Source organism: Microlunatus sp. Gsoil 973, assembly GCF_009707365.1.
GTDB lineage: Bacteria > Actinomycetota > Actinomycetes > Propionibacteriales > Propionibacteriaceae > Microlunatus.
Map to the genome: position 1 here is coordinate 4,299,274 of NZ_CP046122.1, position 20,283 is coordinate 4,319,556.

The window sequence follows — 20,283 nt, forward strand, 5'->3', positions numbered from 1 at the left end:
GGTCAAGGCCTGGCGGGTCGATCCAGGGAGTCCAAGGTGTCGGAGCACGTGCCCGTCGATCAGCGGACTGCGGTGCCGCCTTCGGCACACGTGGACGGCGCTTCGCCACAGGTGGACGGTTACGTGGAGCGCTATCGACTGGACCGTCCGGTCGGCCCGGCAACCACCAAACGGGCCCAGGTCCGGGGAATCCTCGAGGAGCTGATCGAGACCGAACTCCATCCCGGAGACGCCATTCCCTCTGAGCGGGCGCTGGTCAGCCGGATGGGCGTCAGCCGGGTGACCGTCCGGCAGGCGATCGCCGATCTGGTCGAGGCCGGCGCGCTGGAGCGGGTTCACGGCAAGGGCACCTACGTCACCGGACCGCAGATCGACTCCCGGCTGCATCTGACCTCGTTCTCCCGGGAGATGCGGGACCGGGGCCTGATTCCGGCGACGGTGGTGTTGTCGGCCGGCGAGGAACGGGCCGACGACGATGTCGCGTACGCATTGCGGATCCGGCCGGGACGGCCGGTGATCAGGGTCGAACGGCTGCGCACCGCGGACGGCACCCCAATGGCCTACGAGGTCGGCTACTACCCGTCGGCGCTGTTCCCGGGACTCCTGGATCGCGAGCTCGGATCCCTCTACGACGTTTTCGCCACCGAATACGGTCTTGTGGTGACCAGTGGTGAGCAGACCGTCCGGGCAGAGGCGGCCGACGTCCACCAGGCGCGCATCCTGAACATCCCCCGACGGGCGCCGCTGCTGGTCCAGGAGCGGGTCACCTACGCCGGGGATCGGGTCATCGAGATGTCGACATCGGCCTACCGCGCCGACCGGTACCGGATCCACATGGCGATCACCCCGCGCGGGGCGAACTAGCCCGATGTACGTACCCAAACACTTCGCCGCGACCGACGATCAAATCCTCGGTCTGCTGACCTCGCCGATCGCCGCAGACCTGATCACCCCGACCGCGGACGGCCTGCAGGCCACCCTCCTGCCGTGGCTGCATCTTCCGGATCCCGGCGGCGGCCCGGGTCGGCTGCAAGGTCATCTGGCGCGGAACAACCCGCACTGGCGGGCCGCCCCGACCGGGGAATCGCTGGTGATCTTGAAAGGCACGGACGCGTACATCTCTCCGAGCTGGTACGCCAGCAAGGCCGAACATGGTCGGGCGGTGCCGACCTGGAACTATCTGATCTGCCATGTCCACGGTGATCTCGTCGTTCACGACGACGTCGGCTGGCTCGATGATCTTGTCCGCAGGCTCACTGATCATCATGAGTCATACCATCCCGGCGGCCCGGAACCCTGGTCGGTCGACGATGCGCCGGAGAAGTACGTCAACGGCCAGCTGCGCGCGATCGTCGGTGTGGAGCTGATCATCAGCAGGATCGAGGCGAAGGCCAAGCTGAGTCAGAACCGCCCGGAGGCCGATGTGCTCGGTGTGATCGACGGGCTGACGGCCCGCGGCGACGTGTCCGCCGCCGAAGCCGTCCGCCGAACCCGGCCGCCGAACCCGGCCGCCGAACCTGTAGGAAAGAATGGATCGGGTGAGCTCAAGGATTGACGAACTGGTCGTCCCCTACGACCCGACGCCGGCACTGAGCCGCGCCGAACGCTGGCGGCGGTTGTTGCGCAGGCGGCTGGTCAGCCTCGGCATCTCGGTGATCCTGCTGGCGCTGATCTTCTTCTGGCAGCGGGACCGGCTGACCGCCAATTGGGCCGGCACCGTCGTCGTGTACGCCGTCGTGCTGCTGGCCGGCTGCGCCTGGGCGCTCTTCTGCTGGATCGCGATGCGCCGCTCCCGCCGGGCCGCCGCCGGAGCCGGGCAGGGCGTCGCCCTCCGCGTGGACCGGTCCGGCATCGAACTGGCCGACCGGCGCATCGGCTGGACCCAGCTCGCCACACTGACCACCGCGAAGGGCTCCTGGCCGTCCGGGCCACTGTTGCGCGCGGTCGCCACCGACGGCAGCCAGGTCGACCTCCCGCTGGAGCAGTTGCAGGTCCTCCCGGCGACCCTGGACAGCACCGTACGGGCCTATTCCGGCGGTCGCCACGGCCTGGATCTGAGTGCGCTGGACATCTGAGGGGCGGCCCCGGACCGACCGGCGGGTGCAGTCCGGTGGGGACTGGTGAAAGACTGGGGCCAAAGCATGCTGCACGCGCCAGAGAGGGACCCTTATGCCAATTGCAAGCCCAGACGTTTATGCCGAGATGTTGGATCGGGCCAAGGCCGGCTCGTTCGCCTACCCCGCGATCAACGTCACGTCGTCCCAGACGCTGAATGCGGCGTTGCAGGGCTTCACCGATGCCGGATCGGACGGGATCGTGCAGATCTCGACCGGAGGTGCCGAGTACGCCTCCGGCCCGAAGATCAAGAACATGGTGACCGGTGCGGTGGCGTTGGCCGAATACGCACACGAGATCGCCAAGAACTACCCGGTGAACATCGCCCTGCACACAGATCACTGCCCGAAGGACAAGCTCGACGGTTACGTACGCCCGCTGCTGGCCATCTCTGCCGAACGGGTGAAGACCGGCAAGGATCCGCTCTTCGGATCCCACATGTGGGACGGCTCTGCGGTTCCGCTGGAGGAGAACCTGTCGATCGCCGCCGAGCTGCTTGCCGCCGCTGCCGCGGCCAAGATCATTCTGGAGATCGAGGTCGGTGTCGTCGGTGGTGAGGAGGACGGCGTCAGCAACGAGATCAACGAGAAGCTCTACACCACTCCGGGTGACGGGCTGCGCACCGTCGAGGTGCTCGGCTCGGGTGAGAAGGGCCGTTATATCACCGCCTTGACCTTCGGCAACGTGCACGGCGTCTACAAGCCGGGTGCGGTCAAGCTCCGTCCCGAGGTGCTCAAGGACATCCAGGAACAGGTCGGCGCCAAACTCGGCAAGGACAAGCCGTTCGACCTGGTCTTCCACGGCGGGTCGGGATCGACTCTGGAGGAGATCCGGGCAGCCGTCGACTACGGCGTGGTCAAGATGAACATCGACACCGACACCCAGTACTCCTTCACCCGGCCGGTCGTCGGGCACATGTTCACCAACTACGACGGGGTGCTCAAGATCGACGGCGAGGTCGGCAACAAGAAGGCCTACGACCCACGGGCCTGGGGACGGCTCGCCGAGGCCGGTATGGCCGAGCGCGTCGTCACTGCCTGCGAGGACCTGCGCAGCACCGGAACGTCACCGAAGGCCTGATCTTGGCCGCTGGCGGACCCATCGCGCTCAGTGAGGCATGGATCGGAAGCCGGGTCATCGCCCACGATCTACAAGGCGATGACCTGGCCGATGTCCTGCAGCAGAACGGTGACGCCTCGGCCTGGGCGATCGCCCCGCGGGAAGAGACGGCTGAGCTCCGTCGGCTGGCCAAGATCCTGGGGCTTGACGATTATGCGGTCGACGAACTGCTCGCACCCGGCCACCGGTGCCGGGTCAGTGACGTCGCCGGGACCCGGTTGGTACGTCTGCTCGCGGTCGAGCTGAAGAATCGGGAGCTGTTCGCCGACGATGTCTCGATGATCATCGCCGATCAGGTGGTGATCATCCTCGCCGACGACCCGTACGGGCAGCGGATCGCCCGCATGCTGACCGCTGCAGGGCCGCGGCTGACCGGCGGCGGTGCCGACCGTGCCGCCCAGCTGGTCGTCGACTTCGTGATCGACACGACGGTGACCACCACCGAACAGCTCGAGGCAGCCTCTGATGATCTTGCCGATCAGCTGTTCGGTGGTCAGCCGCTGACCCGGGAGGGAAAGTTGGACGCGTTCCGGCTGCGTCGCGCGGTGACCCAGTTGCGGCGAGTCACCGCACCAACCCAGGACGTCGTCCAGGAGCTCGTCGACACCGCGCCCGGTTCGGACGAGGTGACCGACCGGCACTGGAACAAGATCATCGACCGTACCCAACGGGTCGCCCTCTCGGTCACCGCACTGGCCGATGGGCTCACCACGATCTTCGACACCAGCCTGTCACTGGACAACGCTCGGCTGGACGATGTGATGAAGAAGCTGACCGGTTGGGCGGCGATCATCGCCGCACCGACCCTGATCACCGGCTTCGTCGGCATGAACGTCGATTTCTGGTTCCAGGGTTCGAGTGTCGGCTTCTATGTCTACCTGGCCGTGATGCTGGCCTCGGCAGTGGTGCTCTACGTCCTGTTCAAGCGCAAGACCTGGATCTAGCCTCGCGTCCGACACATCGTCGGCGGAAGGAATGTCGGTGGCTGAGACCTCGAGCGGTATTGCCTACGACCTCGCTCGTCGCACGTGTGCCCGGGACCGCATCGTCTTCATCCACGCCGGTGTCGCCGACCGGCGGATGTGGCAGCCCCAATGGGATCGCCTGCACCCGACCTGCGAGCTGATCAGGCTCGACCTGCGCGGATTCGGTGAGAGCACGACCGCACCGGCGTCTGGCAGCTTTTCCCATGTGCAGGACGTCATCGAGACGATGGATGCGGCTTCGTTCGACACGCGCATCTCGTCGGCGCGTCGTTCGGAGCCGGGGTGGCCACCGAGGTCGCACTGGCGGTGCCGGACCGGGTCGACTCATTGACGCTTTGCCCACCGGGCGGGAGCCTGCTGGCCACGGTGACCGACGCTCTGCGCGAGTTCTTCAGGGCCGAGGCCGCGGCGCTGAAGTCCGGTGATCTCGACGCAGCGGTCGAGGCCAACGTCAGCGCGTGGTTGGTGGGCCGGGACCGTACCGTGGCCGATCTTGATCCTGCGATCCTCGCGCAGGTTCGGCTGATGCAGAGGCGCGCCTTCGAAGCCGCCGACCTGCTGGGGGATGCCGACGAGGTCGAGGCCGACCCGCCTGCCCTTGACCGACTCGCCGACATCCACGCTCCGGCGCTGCTCCTCGTCGGGGCCAACGACCTGGATGCCACCCACGATGCCGCCGAACGGCTTGCGGCGCAGCTCTCGGACGTCCGCGTTGTCACGTGGCAGGGGGTCGCACATCTGCCCACGCTCGAAGAACCTGATCGGTTCACCGAACTGTTGCTGGACTGGACAGCACAGGTCATGACGCGTCGGGCCGGGTGATCAGTGGGTCATCGGTTGCTGATGATCACGCTCTGCTGCAGGTCGTTGAGCCCACGGGCGGCGTCCCAGGTGTCGACATTGGCCGTCCGGATGGCGAACTTCGGATCGCGGGCCGTCCCGCCGTCGGCTGCCGGCAGCGACAGGTAGGCGTGGTAGCGGCCAGGCCCAAGCCCGCGCACGGCAGCGGTGACCGTTGTCGTCGTGCCCGCCGCCCAGCGGCGAGCATCGGAGTGGAACGGGATCCGCACGGTCCGATGCTGCGAGGTGAGTACCAGGTACGCCGGACGCCGGTTGTACGGGGCGGCCCAACCGACGTTCCGGATCTGGACCGAGACCTGCGCAGAGCTGTGTCGCCCGCTGTCGGTCACCGAACTGTCGACCATCACGAACCGATAGCCCAGCCGCTTGGCGGCCTCGTCGAGACCGGTTTGGCCCCAGGAATCCAGCACGTCGGTCAGGTAGTCCCGGTTGAGGTAGCTGTAGTGGTAACGGGCCAGTTCCGCCGATGCATTCGGCCACTCCGACCGCGGCGGGTTGACGGCACAGGTCTCGCCTCCGACCGGCAGGTACGCACTGTCCTGGGCCAGGTACTCCTCATCGAGGGTGATCGGGTCGGATAGGAACGTGCCGTAGTCGCCGAACGGGGCGAGGAAGCAGTCGTTGTGATGACCGATGCGTGCCTTCGCGGTGTTCCGGTAGGCCTCGTCGGCGGTCAGCGCTCCGGCCGTGCCGGTCGGAACGCCGAGGATCTCCTGCTTCATCTGCATGGTCCGCAGCTGGATCGACCGATCGGCCGGGAGCGCTTTCAGCTCGGCCCCAACGACTGCCCGCCGCTTGGCCCAGTCGGCCGCGGTCAGCTCACCGGGATTGCTCGGGTCGCTGGCGAAGTGGTCGGTGTAGTACCCCTCGCCCCACAGCCCGATGAAACCCGACTGCAGCACCGGGATCACGTCGGAGTTGTGGCGGAGCAGTGGCGTCAGTTGCCTGATGTGGGCCAGCACCGTCGGCAGGTCGGCATCACCGTAGGGCGGACTGTACGGATAGGTCGTGCCCTCGGCGTAGGCGAAGCGGGTGATGATCGAGACGCCGGCCGAGCGCGCGGTGTCGAAGTCCTGTTGCACGAGCCGCAACCAGGCCCGGTCGAGTCGTTTCGTGTGCGCGAACTTCTCCATGTAGAAGACCCGCACGACCTGGGTGATCCCGTCGGCCCGATACCCGGCCAGGGTCTGTTGATCAAGGGGTGTGTAACCGGATCCGTCTGCGTAGTAGTGGGTGTTGACGGTGTGATCGAAGCCGCGCTCGGGATTGGCGATGAGCGCATCGCTCGCCCGGTATTGCACGGTGTGCTGAGCGGGACTCGCGTACGCCGGTGCGACGGGTGCGGACATCGCTGCAGCCACCAACGTTGCTGCTGCGGTCGTGATGATCATGCGTCGAAGCGGTCGGAACCATGACATCGGCGTCACCTTCACTGCGGGGGATGCGACCTCGTCGGGCCGGTGGTGAGGAGATGTCGATCACCGTAGCGGTTGGTGGTCGATCACGGAAGCACTGCTGTTGATGATCACCCGGACGAGTAAGGTCGGAGCCGCTCGGGGATCCGGCGCCGGCGTGTCCGAGCGTCGGAGGACAGCAACACCAGACACCACGAGAGGTCAGTGATGATCATGTCAGTTCAGGGCCAGGAGATCTCCCGACCCGACCCGGGCCTCGTTGCCGCATTGGCCAGGATCGGCAGCGCGACGGCCAGCGGCGAACTGAGCAAACTCGGCGTCCGCAGCGCCCACATCACCGGTCCGGTCAGCCACACGCCCGGTGTGGTGGCCGCCGGTCCGGCGCTGACCCTGCAGTTCATGCCCAAGCGCGAGGACCTCTACTCGGTGGACGAGTACGCCGATCCAGAGAAGCAGCTGCATCGCCATGTGCTGTACCACGCCCAACCCGGCGACTTCGTCGTCGTCGACGCCCGCGGCAGCATGACCAGCGGCGTGTTCGGCGAGATGATGTTGACCTACTTCGCCGGGCGCGGGGGTGCCGGCGTGGTCATCGACGGCTGCATCCGCGACTTCGGACACGCCAGGAACCTCGGTGTCGGGCTCTGGCTGCGCGGGGTGACACCGAACTTCCACTCCCAGACCGACATCTTTCCCACAGCCGTCAACGTCCCTGTGGCCTGCGGGAACACCACCGTCGTGCCCGGCGACATCATCGTTGCCGATGACGACGGCGCCGTCGTGGTGCCGATCGCGCTGGCGCCCCGGTTGGTGGAAACCGCCGGTGCCCATGCGGAGTGGGAGGAGTTCTCCCGGATCCGCCTCTCCGAGGGCGGTGACCTGCGGCGCTACTACCCGCTGTCGGAGGCGGCACGCCCGGAGTACGAGGAATGGCGAGCCACGCAGCAGGCCGACGATCGGAAACCGGTCGCGTGAAGATCACCTCGATCGTTCCCTGGCTGATAGCGACGCCGGCGTCCTATTGGGGCGAATTCCTCTTCGTCGAGGTCCGCACCGACAGCGAGCTGACCGGCTGGGGTGAGGTCACCACCACGACGCCGATGGCGAACCGGGCGGTCGCCGGGATCGCCCGGCAGCTGAATGATCTTGTCGTCGGGGACGACCCCGCCCACATCGAACGGATCTGGCACAAGATCTTCCGCACCTTCACCTACACCGGCAGCCGGGGCGCCGCGCTGAACGCGCTGAGCGCGATCGACATCGCACTCTGGGACCTCCGTGGCAAGGCACTCGGTCTGCCGATCCATGATCTTCTCGGTGGCCGGCTGCGGGACACGCTCCGCCTCTACACCCATCCGGACCAGTCCCGGTTCGCCACACCGGAGGCAGTGGCAGAGGAGATCACGAGGATCACAGCGTCCGGCCATGACGCGATCAAGTTCGACCCGTTCCCGCATCCAGCCGACCAGTCGGGCCACAACGACGGCTATCTCGACGGCTCCTTGCCCAGGGCTCTGGAACAGCGGGCTGCCGACCTGACAGCGACGATCGCCGAAGCCGCCGGACCGGGAACCGAACTGCTGATCGACGCGCACGGCCGTTTCGACGTACCGACCGCGATCCGGGCCGCGCGGGCCCTGACAGCGGTTGCAGACCTGCACTGGTTCGAGGAGCCGGTGCCGCCGGAGAGCTACCATGCGCTTGCTCAGGTGCGCCAGGCACTCGACGTGCCGATCTCCGTCGGGGAACGGCTGCACACCCGCTGGGACTTCGTTCCGGTCTTCGAGCAGAAGCTTGCCGACTTCGCCATGCCCGACGTCACCTGGACCGGCGGCATCAGCGAGCTCAAGAAGATCGCGATCATGGCCGAGGCGTACAACATCCCGGTCTCGCCGCACGACGCCAGTGGACCGGTCAACCTGGTCGCCGGAGCCCAGGTGATGGCAACGGTGCCCAACTTCTACCGGCTGGAGACCAGCCGCTTCGACCTGAGCCACTACAACGAGCTGCTCACCGAGCCCTTGGACAATTCCGGCGGAGTGCTGCGGCTGCCCGAGGGCCCCGGTCTGGGCATCACGCTCGACCGTGACCGGCTCCGAGCGCAGGCGATCGCCGGGTTCGGCGACTGAGTCGCGGGCGCGGCCTGGCAGGATGGACCTCGTGACCGAGGCTCATCGCAATCTGTTGGCCGGCAACGCCGGGACGCCCCAGACACGGCTACCTGCAGACCCGGCCGCGTCCGAACTCGGCGCCGCCGGCGCCCAGGTCATCGACGCCCAGGTGATGGACATCGTCGGTCGGCACCCGGCGTCGAGTCTCGGCTGGGCGCTGCTGGCCGAGCGGGCGCTCGCCGAGAACACGGCGGAAGGCACGATCAGGGCGTACGCGTTCGCCCGAACCGGCTACCACCGCGGCCTGGACGCGCTTCGCCGGTCGGGCTGGCGTGGGTCGGGTCCGGTGCCGTGGGAGCACGAGCCGAACCGCGGTTTCCTGCGCGCCCTATGGGCGTTGTCGGTGGCGGCGGGCCGGATCGGGGAGACCGACGAACAGGACCGCTGCGTGCAGTTCCTGCGCGACTCCTCCGAGACTGGTTACACCGAACTGGTCGGCTGATTCCGCCGTCCCCGGCGTCCGCGTCCACTCAGGATCCGGACGTTGTACTCCATGTGCCGGCGCATCTCCAGCCGCGCGAGCTCCGGGTCACGCTCTTCGATGCACTGCAGGATCTCCCGATGGATCGAGGTCGCGTTGGCCAGGCCGTGCGGCTCCTCGTTGGTCACCCGGCGGCTGGTCACCAGCAACCAACGGGCCGAGTACATGATCCGCTCCAGGATGCGGTTCTGCGACGCACGGCAGATCTCCATGTGGAAGGCATGATCGACTTCGAGGTACGCCTCCGGCTGGTCCTCCAGCTCCTCCATTCGGGCGAGCAGGTCGTGACAGCGCTGGAGTGATTCCGCGCTCATCGACTCGGCGGCCCGTGCGGCAAGTTCGGGTTCCAGGAGCAGACGGGTCTCCTGAAGCTCCCGGAGCAGGCCGTTGATGTCGTCGGGCGGCAGCCACTCCAGCAGTTGGGCACTGAGATAGTCCCACTCCTCGGGCGGTCGCAACGTCACCCGGCGGCCCTGGGCGATGTGCACGATGTCCAACGAGGCAAGGATCTTCAGTGTCTCGCGGGCGACAACCCGTGACACGCCGAACTCCGTGGTGATGTCCGACTCCGAAGGCACCCGATCACCGATCAGCTTGCCGCCGGCGATCCGTCGGACGAGGTGCGCAGCAACCTGCATCGGCAAGGTGCGGACCTTGACATCCGCCGATGAATCCTGTTTGCTGACCATACCGTCAGCTTATATGACAAGTTGTTCCGGACGGCGTGCGCTGCGGCTTACGCCACGCGTCGGGACATGCATAGATCTGCGCCCCCCAATCCCCGACCCGCCGCCGCGCTGCGGCCATGAGGATCAATGAAGATCGTCAACATCACAACCGCCGTCGTCCGCTATCACGGCGAGGCCACCCTCGTCCGGATCGACACCGACGAAGGGATCTCCGGCTTCGGCGAGGCCAACCCCGATGCCGGGGCCGGAGGCGTCGTCGGCGTGATCAACTCGCTGCGACCGCTGCTGATCGGCGAGGACCCACGCAATGTCGAGCGGTGCTGGGAGAAGCTCCGCCGCAAGGTCTTCGCCGGCGCCCAGTCCGGTGTCTACGTGATCGCGATGAGCGGCATCGAGTTGGCGTTGTGGGATCTGGCCGGCAAGGCGATGGGGCAGCCGGTCTACCGGCTGCTCGGCGGCCAGTTCCGCGATCGGATCCGGGTCTACGCCGACTGTGGCAACGGCGACGACCCCGACGGATCCGTTGCCGGGTGCGTCGATCGCGCCCAGAGAATGGTCGCCGAGGGATTCACCGCGATCAAGTTCGACATCGACAACCTCGGACACCCGGCGAAGTTCGACCCCTACAACCACACCTTGGGGACCCGGGAGATCCGGGACATGGTGGACAGGGTGGCCGGGGTCCGGGAGGCGATCGGTCCCGATGTTGATCTTGCCATCGACATGCATGCCCGCTACGACGTGCCCAGTGCCTGCCGGATCGCCGGGGAGCTCGAGCCGTTCTCTCTGATGTGGTTGGAGGAGCCGACGCCGCCGGAGAATCCACAGGCGCTGGCCCGGGTCAGGGCCAACACCAGGACACCGATCTGCGCCGGCGAGAATCTCTATCTCCGCTGGGGGTTCCGCGAACTCCTCGACTCCGGCGCGGTCGACGTCATCGAACCCGACATTCCCAAGTGCGGAGGATTGGCGGAGAGCAAGAAGATCGCGAACCTCGCCGAGATCTATTACGTGCCCTTCGCACCACACCTCGTTTCGACCCCGTTGGGCACCATGGCAGCCGCCCACCAGTGCAGCACGATCCCGAACTTCTACGTGCAGGAATGGCACGCGCTGGAGGAGCGCGACGTGTGGGACAGCTATGTGATGGCGCCGGACGGCGCCCATTCGATCGTCAAGGACGGCTACATCATGCTGCCGGACACCCCCGGCATCGGTGTGGAGCTGGACATGGACGGGGTGCACCGCAACGCCGTTCCAGGTTTCGGGGTCTTCGAGTGACCTGAGCAGAAGTTCTCAAATCGGACGTGGGACAACGTCGTACCCAGGAGGATCGATGAACAACAAGATCGCCGTGCCCGCCGGAATCTCCCGGCGCGCCGTGCTCGGCCTCGGCGGCAGCGCCGCACTGGCCGGACTGGTCGGTTGCCAGACCAGCAGCAAGAAACCCAGCAGCTCGAGTTCGATCGCCGTGGAACAGGCGGTCGTCGACGCCGCCAAGCCGTACAAGGGCTCCAAACTCGGCATGCTTGCCCAGAAGCAGTACGCCGAATCGGCCAACACGGCCTTCAGCAACGCGATCAGCGCGTTCAGCAAGGCGACCGGGACGACGGTGACTTCGAGCACCATCGAAGGCGACACCGGTGATCTTGTCGCCAAGACCGACGCCGCGATCAAGGCGAGGAACGCCCGGGACATGGCCTTCGTCGACGACGGCCGCTTCCTGGCTGAGTTCCACGAGCTGGGTGATCTGGAGGACGTCACCGACGTCGTGGAGGACCTCAAGAAGACCTACGGCGACCCCGCACCGGAAGCACAGCTGAACTGCGTCTTCGACGGCAAGTGGTACGGGATCCCGTACTACTTCATCGGCCAGGGCATGTTCGCCCGCAAGGACTGGTTCGCCGAGAAGGGGATCCAGACGAAGGAGTACTACTCCTATCAGGAACTCCGCGACATCTGCCTGGAGATCTCCGACCCGAGCAAGAAGCGGTTCGGCTGGGGCATGACCGTCAACCGCTCCGGCGATGCCAACGGCATGATCGAAGGGGTGATCAATGCCTACGGCGGCGCGATGACCGACAACACCGGCCGCAAGGTCAAGCTGTACAGCTCCGAGACGATCGACGGCGTCAACTTCCTGGCGGAGATCTTCACCAGCCCCAAGTACAAGAAGATGCTGCCACCCGGTATCGAGAGCTGGACCGACTCCAGCAACAACGAGAACTGGCTGGCCGGCATCATCGGAGTGATCAACAACCAGTTCAGCGTGTACGCCGACTCCAAGTCGACCAAGAACCCCGTCTACGACAACACCCAGGCGTTCATCGGCTGCACGGGCCCCGCCACCGACGAACCGCTGTCGGCCGGAGCAAGCCAGGCGTTGGTGATCTTCAAGGGCGCCAAGAACGTCGGGCTGGCCAAGGTGCTGGCCGGCTATCTGATGCACGGCTCGGCGCTGCTGGGCATCGCACGGGACTCGACGGGGCTGGTGCTGCCGACCTGGAAGAAGGTCTGGGACTCCGATCCCTTCTACACCAACGGCGATCCCGCCTTCAACGTGATGCGGAACATGCAGGAAGCGCCGCTGCCGCACAAGACCACCACCGGCTACACCTTCCCGTCGGTGCCCAGTGCCGGGCGGCAGGCGGCCAACCAGTCCTATGTGCTGACCGACATGATGCAACGCATCCTGAAAGGCATGTCGGTGAAGGAGTCGGTGCAGGAGGCCCAGGACATCCTGATCAAGCTCTTCGAGCAGCAGGGCATCAAACAGTGACTGCGGTACCCACCACGTCCGCACAAGCGGTCGCCCGAGGCACGCCGTCCCGCCGGCGCGCGCGACTGGGCGGCGACTGGCGGTTGGCCTGGATGCTGCTCGCGCCGACGGCGCTGCTGGTCGGTGCGCTGATCCTGTTCCCGATCATCTACTCGGTCGTCCTCAGCACCACGCAGCGGCACGGTGCCGACACCGTCTTCGTCGGGCTGGCCAACTTCGCGTCGCTGGTCCATGACCGACTGTTCCACGCCGGCGTGGTGAACTCCTACGTCTTCACCTGCTACTCGGAGATCTTCAAGGTCACTGCGGGCCTGGTCGCCGCCCTGCTGCTGCACAACCTGCGCCGCGGCCGTGCGATCGTCGCCGGCGTCCTGCTGCTGCCCTGGGTGGTGCCCACCATCGTCACCGCATTCACCTGGCGGTTCCTGCTCGATCCGATCTTCGGCAGTGTCAACAACCTGCTCACCCTGTCGGGCATCGGGCCGCTGTTGGCACAGTTGCACCTGGTCGGCAGCTGGCCGGCGGCGTGGCTGTCCGATCCCGGGCTGGCGATGCCGTCGGTGATCATGGTCAACGTCTGGAAGGGCATCCCGTTCTTCACGGTCAACTTCCTGGCCGGGCTCAAGGCGATCGACTCCGGTCTCTACGAGGCGGCAATGGTCGACGGCGCGTCGGCGTTCCGGCGCTTCATCCACGTCACGCTGCCCGGCCTGCGGTACGTGATCATCGTCACCACCCTGCTGTCATCCATCTGGACCTTCAACAACTTCGACCTGGTCTGGCTGATGACCCAGGGCGGCCCCGGCGACGCGACCGCGCCGTACGTACTCGTCGCCTACATCAAGGCGATCCAACAACTGCAGTTCGGTCCGGGCGCGGCGTCGACGCTGGTCCTGCTGCCGGTGGTCGGAGTCCTGGTGGTGCTGCTGGTCCGGATGATGCGGTCGGGGGACCGGGCCCCGACGCAGCGCCGGCGGCTGACCGACGGGCAGCGCCGCGGACTGGTGATCGCAGCTCTCGTCGCCGGCGTGGTGCTGCTGGTGCTGGCCAGCGTCAGCTTCTTCTGGCGGGCCCTGGTGATCCTCGGCGTGCCGGCCCTGCTGGTCGCCTGTGTCGGCGGTCTGATCTCGTGGCTGGCCTCCCGTGGCAGGGTGCGGTCGTCCAAGATCGTTCAGGGACTCGGTTCCGGTGTCGTGTTGGCCGTGCTGATGGGATTCGTGCTGTTGCCGCTGTATTGGATCCTGGTCACCGCGTTCAAGTCCGATCTGCAGATCACCAGCAGGATGAGCGATCTCTGGCCGACACCGTGGAGTACCGAGCAGTTCTTCGGACTGCTCAGTGACCAGCCGTTCGCAACCTGGTACCGCAACACACTGATCGTCTCGCTGTCCTCGACCGCCCTGACCCTGGTCTGCGCGTCGCTCGGTGGCTACGCCCTGGCCAGATTGCGGTTCCGCGGGGCGCACAGTTTCACCTCGACGATCCTGCTCACCTATGTGATGCCCGGGGCGCTGCTGTTCATCCCGCTCTACCGACTGCTCAGCGGGGTGCACCTGACCGACTCGCTGTGGTCGCTGTTCCTGACCTATCCGACCTTCGGTCTGCCGTTCGCGACCTGGCTGCTGATGGGCTATTTCCGGTCGATCCCGGTCGATCTGGAGGAGGCGGCCCTGACCGACGGGTGTTCGCGGATGCAGGCCTTTGTCCGGGTGGTGTTGCCGCTGGCCAAGCCCGGCCTGTTGGCCGTCGGGCTGTTCACCCTGACCAACGCATGGAACGAGTTCCTCTTCGCGTTCGTGCTGATCACCAAGGACGAACTCAAGACGCTGCCGGTCGGCATGCAATCGATGATCTTCGGTGACGTGGTGCCGCAGGGCGAGCTGGCAGCGGCGTCGTTGCTGATCAGCATCCCGGTTGTCCTGATGTACGCATTCGGGCAGCGGTTCCTGACCGAGGGACTCACCGCCGGAGCCGTGAAAGGCTGATCGCAGTGATGCGGCAGGAACGGGGTGGGCGATGCCCGACGTGGGAGACCGACAGTTGGATCGCACCGAACGGCTCGCCGGCCGACTCGGTGTCGCCGGCGATCCGTTCCGGCACGGTGATGGCTGGTCGAACAACGTCTGGTTGTATGACGAAGTGGTCATCCGGATCGCGCTGCGGCCCGGCCCGGGCACGCTGAGGGTCGAGAGTCTGATCGCCTCCCGGCTGCCGGCCGCGGTGGGTTACCCGACGGTGATCGACAGTGGAGTGATCGACGGCCACGATTGGATGGCGCAACAACGACTGCCCGGCGACAATCTGGCCGCACTCTGGGATTCGCTGGACCAAGATCAGCGTAGCTTCGCGGTCACGGATCTGGTGACCCGGCTGGACGCGGTCACCCGGGCCGACCTCAGCGGGCTGTCGCTGCCCGGCACCCCGCTCTACGCGTTCGATCCCGGCCGATTGCGTCGGCAACTGGCGGTGGTCGAGTTGATCATCGGTCGCCGCGCGACCGAACGTGCCCGGCAGATCGCGCAGACCGGCCTGGACGCGACCGCCCTGATCGGCCAAGGCCTGGTGCACACCGACGCCGTGCTGGACAACGTGATGTGGACCGGTTCGGCGGCGATCCCGATCGACTTCGAATTCGGCTGTGCCGGCCCTGTCGACCTCGATGCAGACTGCGTCGGACGGGAGGTGGGCACCCGGGCGGATCGGCAGGCGATCACGGCGCTGGCAGCTGCGCTCGGGCCGACTCTCACCCGCCCCGCTGCGCTCGATCGGCTGCGGGGCTACTCGGTGCTCCGTCACCTGTGGGCGGTCGGCAAATGGGTCGACAACGATCCGTCGCTGACCGATGCCGACACCTGGGAGCCGGTGCGCTCGCTGATCGCCGACACCGAGCGTCGGGGTTGGGTGGACCAACTCCTGCGCGCTGTCCGGTAGACTCCTGTCGCAAGAGTCCCGCAGACCTTGTGGTGTGCGGGACTTAACACGCGTAAGTGAGGACGGCGATCACATGCCGGGAATCGTTGTGGTGGGTTCGCAATGGGGCGACGAAGGCAAGGGCAAGGCGACCGATCAGATCGGTGATCGGATCGACTACTGCGTACGCTATTCCGGCGGAAACAACGCCGGCCACACGATCGTCGTCAACGGCGAGAAGTTCGCACTGCACCTGCTGCCGTCCGGCCTGCTGAACGTCGGGGTACGCCCGGTGATCGGCAACGGCGTCGTCGTTGATCTTGACGTGCTCTTCGCCGAGATCGATGCCCTCGAGGCCCGCGGGATCGACTGCTCGGGGCTGCTGGTCTCGGCCAACGCCCACCTGATCACCAGCTATCACCAGACCATCGACAAGGTCACCGAACGCTTTCTCGGGAAGGCACGGATCGGTACAACCGGTCGTGGTATCGGCCCGGCGTACGGTGACAAGATCAACAGGATCGGCATCCGCATCCAGGACCTCTTCGACGAGTCGATCCTGGCCAAGAAGGTCGAAGCCGCGCTCGATCAGAAGAACCATCTGCTGGTCAAGGTCTACAACCGTCGCGCCGTCGACCCGGCCGAGGTCACCGAGCACTTGCTCGGCCACGCAGACCGGATCAAGCCGCATGTCGCCGACACCGCCAGGCTGCTGAACGACGAGCTCGACGCCGGCAAGGTGGTGCTCTTCGAAGGCGCTCAGGCCCATCACCTCGACGTTGATCATGGGACGTATCCCTACGTCACAAGCTCCAACCCGGTGGCCGCCGGGGCCTGTGTCGGGGCCGGGGTCGGACCGACCCGGATCGACCGGGTGATCGGTATCGCCAAGGCGTACACGACCCGGGTCGGGGAGGGGCCGATGCCGACCGAGCTGCTCGACGCCGACGGCGATCGGCTCCGCGAGGCGGGTGCGGAGTTCGGCACGACGACCGGGCGGAAGCGGCGCTGCGGCTGGTTCGACGCACTGGTGGTCGAGCACGCCCACAAGATCAACGCGTTCACCGACATCTTCCTGACCAAACTCGACATCCTGACCGGCTGGGAGAAGATCCCGGTCTGCGTCGCCTACGACGTCGACGGGGTCCGACACGACACCATGCCGATGACCCAGACCGAGTTCCACCACGCGAGGCCGATCTATGAATTCCTCGACGGGTGGGAGGAGGACATCTCCACTTGTCGTTCCTTCGACGACCTGCCGGCGAACACCCGGGCCTATGTCAGGCGACTTGAGGAACTGGTCGGCTGCCGGGTCTCAGGCATCGGTGTCGGACCGGGTCGGGGTGAGGTCGTCATGATCAACGACCTGCTGGGCTGACGCCGGCCGACGCGCCGCTGCGGCCTCGACCGACCGCCGGACAAAGTGTGCTCTCCGCTGGCGATCCCCTCGGCGACCGCTGTACCGAACAGCTGCGGAAAGCGGCTGGGCATGGTCCAGAGCTCCTCACCGCCACCGATCCGGACACTGGTCGCGACCACCGCATTGCGGCCCGCCGGCGTCCCGATGATCTCCACCGGCTCGCGGTCGCCGTACGGCCTGGCCAGGACGGACTTCAGCCGGTCGGTGACATAGGAGATGTCCTGTGGTCGGAACCGGGCCATCAGAGTGCCGGACCACGCCAGCAGCGTCGAGCCGCAATGGGTGGCGGCGCCACCGAACTGATCGGCGGCGTGCCGGACCAGTGCGTCGATCCAGCTCCGCACGGCGGGTTGGGACATGCTGATCACCCGGTAGGTGTCGCGGTGCCCCGTCGGGTCGACCGCCTCGAAGACGGCGAACAGGGCGTCGCCCGTCAGATCAGTCCTTGTGGCGCTGCTCAGTCCCAACTCGACCTGGCTGAGGCCGCTGATCGACCCGCTGAAGGATCCGAGCGAGCCGCTGACCATGGTGCCGCTGCGACTCACCTGGCCGAGTCCGGCGCTGACCGTCGACCCGAACATCCGCAGGGTGTGCGCCATGGTTCCGGCGATGGCGCCCTGCGTTCGGTGGTCGAAATGCCGCTCGATCTCGATCAACCGCCCGTTCGGAATGATCTGCAGTGCCTGTCGATGCTCGTACGCCTCGAGGCGCCCAGTGTGCCCCAATCGGTCCAGCGCCCCGGCCAAGCCATCGGCCAGGGCCCAGTCGGTCCTGTTGAACACACGTGCCCTGCGTTCGCCGACGAACCAGACGGCCAGGCAGATCATCGCGCCCAACAGGAAGGGTCCGCCGAGGAACTGGGTCACGGTCAGCTTCGATCCGACCGTCTGGGTGGCAGAGAGCGAGAGCAGACTCCACACGACAAACGTGATGCAGCCCCAGATGGCGGCCAGTACGAGCGCCCAGGAGACGGCCTTGGGGTGCTGGAAGGAGCGGGCACGTGGCGACAGCGGGCGGGGCGCTGCGATGGGTGGTGCGATGGGTGAGCCGGTCATGGACCAGACGCTAGACGGACCGATGCCCCGGCCGGCTCGGTTATCCACAGCCGCCGATCGGCCGACGCGCGACACCGCCGACCGGTAGGACCCGGCCGCGGCAGTCGCGATCAGTTCAGGCGATCAGCTCTGCTCCTTGTTCCAGAAGTAGCACTCGGGGTCGTAGACGGCCGGAGTCGGGTGACCCCACGGCCCGAACAGCCCGCCGTGGGCGAGATTCTCCCTTGCGCGGAACGTTGCCCAGGTCCTTCTTGCTGACAATCGCACCCGGGTAGTTGGTCACGCAGCCCATGAAGAACGGGCCCTCGGAGATGTGCACCTTCTCGATCTCCCAGGTCAGCTGGATCTGCTTCATCGGATCCGCCTCGACCCGGGCCTGGTTGTAGAGGTCCCAGAGCTTGGCCACCGGACCGTTGCTCTCCGGCTCGACCCGCGGCGGATGCCGCTTCCACGGGTCGACGTTGGTCTCCTTCTGGTTGGTTCCGGTGCCCTGAAGTGCCCACCACTGGCCCTCCAGCGGTGCCCACCGGGTCGGCTCGATCGGCACCAGCCACATGGGCTGGATCAGCGAGATGCCGACGTTGGAGATCTCCCAGTTCGTGTGACCCATCAACTTGCCGGACTGCCACTGGGCGTCGAAGGCCTGCGGCGGGATCGGGTTGCGGATGATGTCCACTCCGATGGCCTTGAGGTCCTTGACCAGTTGGTTGTCCTTGGTGGTGTGATCGGGCCCCATGTCGGCCTGATAGTCGATCCGCAGCTGGAAGGGCTTGCCATTGGGCAGCGTCCGCTTGCCGTTGCTGCCGACCTTGCAGCCGATCTCGTCCAGCAGTTGCTTGGCCTTCTCGGGATCGTGGGTGACGTAGGCGTCCCGCCACTGCTCGTAGACCTTCTTGCCGTCGTCGTTGACCAGGAACTCCGCAGACTTCGGGCTGTGCGTACCGGTGGTGAGCTCGCCGGTGTTGAAGTAGACCGCCTGCTGCACAGCCTTACGGTTGAAGGCATGCGACACGGCCTGTCGGAACTTCGGCTCCCGGATCAGGTTCCGGATGCCCTCGTCGTAGTAGTCATAGTTGAAGAAGAAGATCGAGCCGGTGCCCGAGCCGCTCTCCCAGAGGTTGACCTCCGTCCCGGCCTTCTCCCCCGACTGCCGGATGCCCTCGATGCTGTCCAGCGTGATGCCGTTGAACGGCCCGTGACAGTAGTCGACAGAGCCCTGGACGACCTGCAGCTTCAGCGCCTCCGGATCGCTGATCACGCTGATCTGGATCTCGTCGATGTATGGGAGCTGGTCGCCGTTCGGCATCACCGCGTAGTAGTACGGGTTGCGCTCCAGTACGACGCCCTTGTTGTTGTCGAACGACTTGCACTTGTAGCCGATCATGGTCGGGCAATCGGGGTTCTGGTGCCAGTCGGCCTTCACCTGCATCAGACTGGTGTCCCAGTCGTCGGGGACCTTCTTGTTGTAGTCGGGATGGAACTGCTTGAGGTAGTGGCTCGGCAGGTTCCAGATCGCGCCGTTCTGGCCGATGGCTCCGTTGACGTAGGCGGCCATCCGGTCTGCGGTCAACGGCGCGGGCGTGTCGAAGGTCAGCTTCAGCGTGGTGTCGTCGACCGCATCGAACTTGGCCACGGTGCCCTTGCCGGAACGGGTCTCGTCCGGCGGCACCTGACCCATCTTGTTGGCCAGCACGAGCTTCTCCCACCAGAACATGATGTCCGCGGTGGTCCAGGGCTTACCGTCGGACCATTTCAGGCCCTTTCGGAAATGGAAGGTCCATTCCGAGGCGTCGTCGTTGGATTCCCACGACTCGGCCAGGCCGGGACCGACATCTGAGCCATCGTTCAGCCAGCGCAGGGGCGAATGGCCGTAGAAGAATTCGCGGTCCGACGACGCGCCTGCCGCACCCGTCGTGCTCAGCGTGACCATGTTGAGGGTGCCGCCGTACTTGCCGGGCTTGACCCAGTGGTGTGGGATGACGTAGGGATTTTCCGGCAGCCGCTCCTCGACCGGCGGCAGGCTGGAGTCGATGGTGGGCGCCTGCTGGAACTTGGCGGGCTTCGGCAACGGTTTGTTCGCCGATCCCACGGCGTTCGAGGCGCCGGTGCTCGACCCCGAACCGGAGGTTTGTCGGCTGCCGGGATTTTCTCCGCCCGAGCAGGCGGTGAGCGCAGCGGCACCTGCGGCCATCGCCGAGGAGACCAACAACGTGCGTCGAGTGAAGCGACTCATAGTGCGACCTCCATTGGTCGTCGTGGGGACCGGTTCGGCGCCGGGC

At 66.3% G+C, this 20,283-nt stretch carries 17 protein-coding genes and 1 pseudogene; 14 read left to right on the forward strand and 4 right to left on the reverse strand.

The window, feature by feature from the left end; genetic code table 11:
* The first annotated feature begins 36 nt into the window (after nucleotides 1–36).
* From GJV80_RS20155 to GJV80_RS20180, 6 genes and pseudogenes are all read left to right on the forward strand, one after another.
* Nucleotides 37–864 (forward strand): GntR family transcriptional regulator, encoded by an 828-nt coding sequence (locus tag GJV80_RS20155; RefSeq protein WP_230207882.1) that lies wholly within the window; start codon nucleotides 37–39, stop codon nucleotides 862–864.
* Nucleotides 865–868: 4 nt separating this feature from the next.
* On the forward strand, nucleotides 869–1,555 hold the full coding sequence (locus GJV80_RS20160) for an FMN-binding negative transcriptional regulator (protein ID WP_154689430.1): 687 nt from the start codon (nucleotides 869–871) through the stop codon (nucleotides 1,553–1,555).
* A complete protein-coding gene (locus tag GJV80_RS20165) occupies nucleotides 1,539–2,075 on the forward strand; it encodes a hypothetical protein (protein ID WP_154689431.1) in 537 nt (178 codons plus the stop codon). The genes GJV80_RS20160 and GJV80_RS20165 overlap by 17 nt, the downstream gene beginning before the upstream one ends.
* Before the next feature lie 94 nt (nucleotides 2,076–2,169).
* On the forward strand, nucleotides 2,170–3,195 hold the full coding sequence (gene fbaA, locus GJV80_RS20170; protein WP_154689432.1) for a class II fructose-bisphosphate aldolase: 1,026 nt from the start codon (nucleotides 2,170–2,172) through the stop codon (nucleotides 3,193–3,195).
* A gap of 2 nt (nucleotides 3,196–3,197) precedes the next feature.
* Nucleotides 3,198–4,178, forward strand: coding sequence for a magnesium transporter CorA family protein (locus GJV80_RS20175; RefSeq protein WP_195909036.1), 981 nt, complete (start codon nucleotides 3,198–3,200; stop codon nucleotides 4,176–4,178).
* Between the two features lie 297 nt (nucleotides 4,179–4,475).
* Nucleotides 4,476–5,042 (forward strand): annotated as a pseudogene (locus GJV80_RS20180) (alpha/beta fold hydrolase); the annotation flags it as partial.
* Nucleotides 5,043–5,050: 8 nt separating this feature from the next.
* On the opposite strand, the gene GJV80_RS20185 reads toward GJV80_RS20180, so the two are convergent.
* The gene (locus tag GJV80_RS20185; RefSeq protein ID WP_230207883.1) at nucleotides 5,051–6,472 is read right to left on the reverse strand and encodes a DUF4832 domain-containing protein; all 1,422 of its coding nucleotides are present in this window, start codon (nucleotides 6,470–6,472) and stop codon (nucleotides 5,051–5,053) included.
* A 231-nt stretch (nucleotides 6,473–6,703) separates the two neighbouring features.
* Here GJV80_RS20185 and GJV80_RS20190 point away from each other — a divergent pair, with 231 nt between their 5' ends.
* Genes GJV80_RS20190 through GJV80_RS20200 form a run of 3 tightly spaced genes read left to right on the forward strand, consistent with a single transcriptional unit; the run spans nucleotide 6,704 to nucleotide 9,109 of the window.
* Nucleotides 6,704–7,471, forward strand: coding sequence for a ribonuclease activity regulator RraA (locus GJV80_RS20190; protein ID WP_230207884.1), 768 nt, complete (start codon nucleotides 6,704–6,706; stop codon nucleotides 7,469–7,471).
* On the forward strand, nucleotides 7,468–8,625 hold the full coding sequence (locus GJV80_RS20195) for a mandelate racemase/muconate lactonizing enzyme family protein (protein WP_154689436.1): 1,158 nt from the start codon (nucleotides 7,468–7,470) through the stop codon (nucleotides 8,623–8,625). The genes GJV80_RS20190 and GJV80_RS20195 overlap by 4 nt, the downstream gene beginning before the upstream one ends.
* 22 nt (nucleotides 8,626–8,647) lie before the next feature.
* Nucleotides 8,648–9,109 (forward strand): DUF3151 domain-containing protein, encoded by a 462-nt coding sequence (locus tag GJV80_RS20200; protein ID WP_154689437.1) that lies wholly within the window; start codon nucleotides 8,648–8,650, stop codon nucleotides 9,107–9,109.
* On the opposite strand, the gene GJV80_RS20205 is transcribed toward GJV80_RS20200, so the two are convergent.
* Nucleotides 9,088–9,837, reverse strand: a complete 750-nt coding sequence (locus tag GJV80_RS20205; RefSeq protein WP_230207885.1) for a FadR/GntR family transcriptional regulator — start codon at nucleotides 9,835–9,837, stop codon at nucleotides 9,088–9,090. The two genes, GJV80_RS20200 and GJV80_RS20205, sit on opposite strands and share 22 nt — an antisense overlap.
* Nucleotides 9,838–9,963: 126 nt before the next feature.
* Here GJV80_RS20205 and GJV80_RS20210 point away from each other — a divergent pair, with 126 nt between their 5' ends.
* From GJV80_RS20210 to GJV80_RS20230, 5 genes are all read left to right on the forward strand, one after another.
* Complete coding sequence (locus GJV80_RS20210) at nucleotides 9,964–11,118, forward strand: mandelate racemase/muconate lactonizing enzyme family protein (RefSeq protein WP_154689438.1); 1,155 nt, start codon at nucleotides 9,964–9,966, stop codon at nucleotides 11,116–11,118.
* A 55-nt stretch (nucleotides 11,119–11,173) separates the two neighbouring features.
* Complete coding sequence (locus tag GJV80_RS20215; protein ID WP_154689439.1) at nucleotides 11,174–12,616, forward strand: extracellular solute-binding protein; 1,443 nt, start codon at nucleotides 11,174–11,176, stop codon at nucleotides 12,614–12,616.
* A complete protein-coding gene (locus GJV80_RS20220) occupies nucleotides 12,613–14,601 on the forward strand; it encodes an ABC transporter permease subunit (protein ID WP_230207886.1) in 1,989 nt (662 codons plus the stop codon). Before GJV80_RS20215 ends, GJV80_RS20220 begins: the two co-directional genes overlap by 4 nt.
* A gap of 31 nt (nucleotides 14,602–14,632) precedes the next feature.
* Complete coding sequence (locus tag GJV80_RS20225; RefSeq protein ID WP_154689440.1) at nucleotides 14,633–15,547, forward strand: phosphotransferase; 915 nt, start codon at nucleotides 14,633–14,635, stop codon at nucleotides 15,545–15,547.
* 73 nt (nucleotides 15,548–15,620) lie between these two features.
* Complete coding sequence (locus GJV80_RS20230; RefSeq protein WP_154689441.1) at nucleotides 15,621–16,907, forward strand: adenylosuccinate synthase; 1,287 nt, start codon at nucleotides 15,621–15,623, stop codon at nucleotides 16,905–16,907.
* On the opposite strand, the gene GJV80_RS20235 is transcribed toward GJV80_RS20230, so the two are convergent.
* Together GJV80_RS20235 and GJV80_RS20240 are read right to left on the reverse strand one after the other, a co-directional pair.
* A complete protein-coding gene (locus tag GJV80_RS20235; RefSeq protein ID WP_154689442.1) occupies nucleotides 16,805–18,004 on the reverse strand; it encodes a hypothetical protein in 1,200 nt (399 codons plus the stop codon). The two genes, GJV80_RS20230 and GJV80_RS20235, sit on opposite strands and share 103 nt — an antisense overlap.
* 115 nt (nucleotides 18,005–18,119) lie before the next feature.
* Nucleotides 18,120–20,237 carry an ABC transporter substrate-binding protein gene (locus tag GJV80_RS20240; RefSeq protein WP_370518787.1) on the reverse strand — a complete coding sequence of 706 codons (2,118 nt, stop codon included), beginning with the start codon at nucleotides 20,235–20,237 and terminating at the stop codon, nucleotides 18,120–18,122.
* Between the last annotated feature and the right edge of the window lie 46 nt (nucleotides 20,238–20,283).